Origin of the sequence: Leisingera sp. JC1, assembly GCF_001679925.1 — a bacterium.
Classification (GTDB): Bacteria; Pseudomonadota; Alphaproteobacteria; order Rhodobacterales; family Rhodobacteraceae; genus Leisingera.
In genome coordinates this window covers 1-3063 of record NZ_LYUZ01000003.1, presented here as the reverse complement: position 1 = coordinate 3063, position 3063 = coordinate 1, and the positions used below count along the sequence as shown (strand labels likewise).

The window sequence follows — 3063 nt, the reverse complement described above, 5'->3', positions numbered from 1 at the left end:
GTCTGAGCGGCAGCTTGAACAGCACCTTGATCGATAAGCAGAACTGGATCGCCGCATTCGAGAACACCGGCGGGCGCCCAGGGCGGCCCTCATGCGGCGCGTACCAGGCCATCTCCTTGTCCAGCCAGATCAGCAAAGACCCGCGCTTGCGGAGCGCAGCGTTGTAGGCGGACCAGTTCGTCGTGCGGTAGCGGGCGGGCTTGGGCTTGCTCATGACATCCGTCTACGCCCCCACGGTTCTCAGCGCTTGCCAGGTTCCCAATCCTGGCACCAGCCAGATGGCAGCAGGCAGTCTAATGTTGCCGGTCGCGCGCGGCGCAGCATGGCGTGTGGCGCGGGCCCGAAGGACGGGAATGATTGGACACGCTCCGCAATCGGAAGCTCATTGTTCGAGATCGGACCTACCCTCGACTATCGACCCTGTGAATGTTCAGCATTGGAGCTTTTTAACACTCAAAGGGTGTAATGGTGTAGAGACCAGCCTAGATCGGCCCGTCCTGCGAGATTGCCAGTCGTGATGTCGCGGACAACTTGCGCAAGCTGGTCAGCGCGGACGCCAGCCAGATCGTCGGTAGTTAGCAAAAAGGCTTCATGCCCGGCGGCGGCATAGGCGCGCCGTCGCTCGCGCCAATCGCGGGCGTAATCCTGTCGGTCGAGCATACCGAGATGCTCCCAATAGTAGGTCTGGCCTCCCGCTTGCACGACAAAGTCTGGGTGCACCGTGACGATCCGCTCACCGAAAGGTAGGTCCAGCGCCGTCTCATAGCTGAAGCTCAATTCACCGGCGTTGCGTGCGTCGAGCAGCGCCTGATAGATCATGTATTCGATCTTGGAACGGACCTTAACCCCATTCTCGGGCTCGAACAGTCGCGCGGCATCGAACGGACGCGCGAACACCGAGGAGTTACGCTGCGCCAGTACCGAGCGATCACGCGCAACAGTCAGCGGATTGGCGCGTTGTGACTTTTCGACAAGAAGAGTGAGGCGCGTCTTTGACCGTGTCATCGCAGTGTAGATCAGTTCGCGCGACAAAAGCGTCCGACGTTCGGGTACTACGACCAGCACTTCCTCGAACTCACTGCCCTGCGCCTTGTGGACGGTTAGACCATAGGCGAGTTCGAAATCCTCGGAATCCAGCCAGCCCCAGTCGAACCACCACTTGCTTTCGGCGAAAAATGCCTTCCAGCCTCTCCGGCTGCCGCACAGCACCCCGACCGACCCATTCGACAGGCGCAACTCGTTTTGCTTGGTTTTCTTGTTGAAGACATAGTGGTTACGAATGCGGACGATCTTGTCCGAGTGGACGAAACCGTCTTTTTGTTGCCACGCGTCATCCTTGGCATCGGGACGGTAGGTGTCACGCATGAAGCCGCTAAGGCCGAGTGCCCCGGTCGGACCTCCACGATAAGGCGAGAGCAACTGCACCCGGTCTAGTGCCAGGGCCGCTGCATCGTTGCTGGGAACATGGCCTTTGTCATAGAGTTTTAAGAGCAGGTTGAATGCTTCCTGCGGCGAGCGGTCGCGGTGATCAGGTACTGCGTCGTCAAGCGTAGTGGTCACGAAATCTGCAACATGGCTCTGCAGTTCTTGCGCACCACTGAAATACCGGACATCGAGATAGTCGCTGACCTTGCCGCCTTCGCGTAGCTGCGAATAGAGTTCGCCTTGGTAGCGGTTCTTACCCGCGAAGAGATGTGCCGCCTCGATTACGGTCGTGTCGTGGCGCTGCCTACAGTTGGTGGTAAGGCGGACGGTATTGGCGATTTGATAGTCGTGTTCGCCGCGTAGATATCCAATCACGTCGTGAAACGGTTTGCCGCATCCGATTGGCGGCAACTGATTTTCATCACCGACGAGGATCACGCGTAGCGTTGACGTCGGCTGGTGCACTTCGATTGCGCGAAACAGCAAGGCGAGGTGATAGAGGTTTACCATCGACATCTCGTCGATAATTAGGTTGTCGAATTGCTCGAAGCGCGGCGCTCTCGACATCGCCATTAAATCAGCGCCATCGCTCAGATAGTCACCGAGGCCCATTCGCCAGATCCAGCGATCGATCGTTTCCGCTTCCCAGTTCGCACCTTCCGGCGCCTCGGCATTGAGGCGCAGGGCCGCCTTGCCTGTGGGCGCGAGAACGACAGTGCGCTCGTTGGCTGCATCAAAGCGTTTGAGCAGTTCAGAGATCGCTTGGCTCTTGCCCGAACCAGGCCGACCTGTCGCACAATAGAGGCGCTGAGTCATCGCACTGTTCATCATCTGCGTGCGTTCGTCGCAGAAACCTTTGGTATCGAACCCGTTGATCGCAGCAGCAAGAGCACGGGACTCGGTCCTGACATATTTAGCAACCCAGGCGAGGTCGCGCTTGAGTTCGGGCAGTTTGAGCCGGTCGCTAACGAAGCGGGTGACGATCTGCTCGGCATGCCAGGCACGCTGGAGATAGAAGTAATGTGCGCCGTCAACGATCTCGACGTGCAGCCGCTCGCGGAAATGGGCGAGATGCTCATCCGAGAGAAACTGCGCCTCACTGACATTAAGCTTGTCGCGGTAGAAGAGCGGATGACGTGCCGCATGCTCGACCAAGGTTCCGGTCGACACGAAGCTATGACCCTGCGCCTCGGCGGCGGTCAGCGCCTCATGCGCAAATGCTCGGAGCCGCTCGGGGCCGGCGACGGTGAGATCGTGAAGGTCCTCGCGGCGCTCGAGATGGCGATGATCGGGGAACATGCCGATGTCGATCACGGCATAGTCGATCGCCGCATCGCTACGCTGCTCCCGGTCGAGATCCGCACGTTCTGTGAGTGCTGGACGTAATCTCCCCAAAACGGCTGGATGAAAATTCCCCAGTTTGGCGCCGATGCCGATGATCAGGGGGGCATGCCCCCCTGATCATCGGTCGCGCATACTTCCCCTGTAGAGGCCAATGGAAAGGCTCGCAGGTGGTGGGATTGAGGGAGATCGTGATGATCTTTGAATTGAAGCGGCAGGGCCTTGGCATCAGCGCAATCGCGCGGCAGACCGGGCTCGACCGCAAGACGGTAAGGGGCTCGACCGCAAGACGGTAAG

At 59.2% G+C, this 3063-nt stretch carries 2 protein-coding genes; both read right to left on the bottom strand.

Features of this window, described 5'->3' with window-relative positions; all coding sequences use genetic code 11:
• Positions 1-214: transposase (locus A9D60_RS02805; RefSeq protein WP_175392875.1), on the bottom strand; the 214-nt coding region annotated here is incomplete at its 3' end.
• Between the two features lie 239 nt (positions 215-453).
• Positions 454-2739, bottom strand: coding sequence for an ATP-dependent DNA helicase (locus A9D60_RS02800; RefSeq protein ID WP_141117793.1), 2286 nt, complete (start codon positions 2737-2739; stop codon positions 454-456).
• Positions 2740-3063 lie beyond the last annotated feature (324 nt).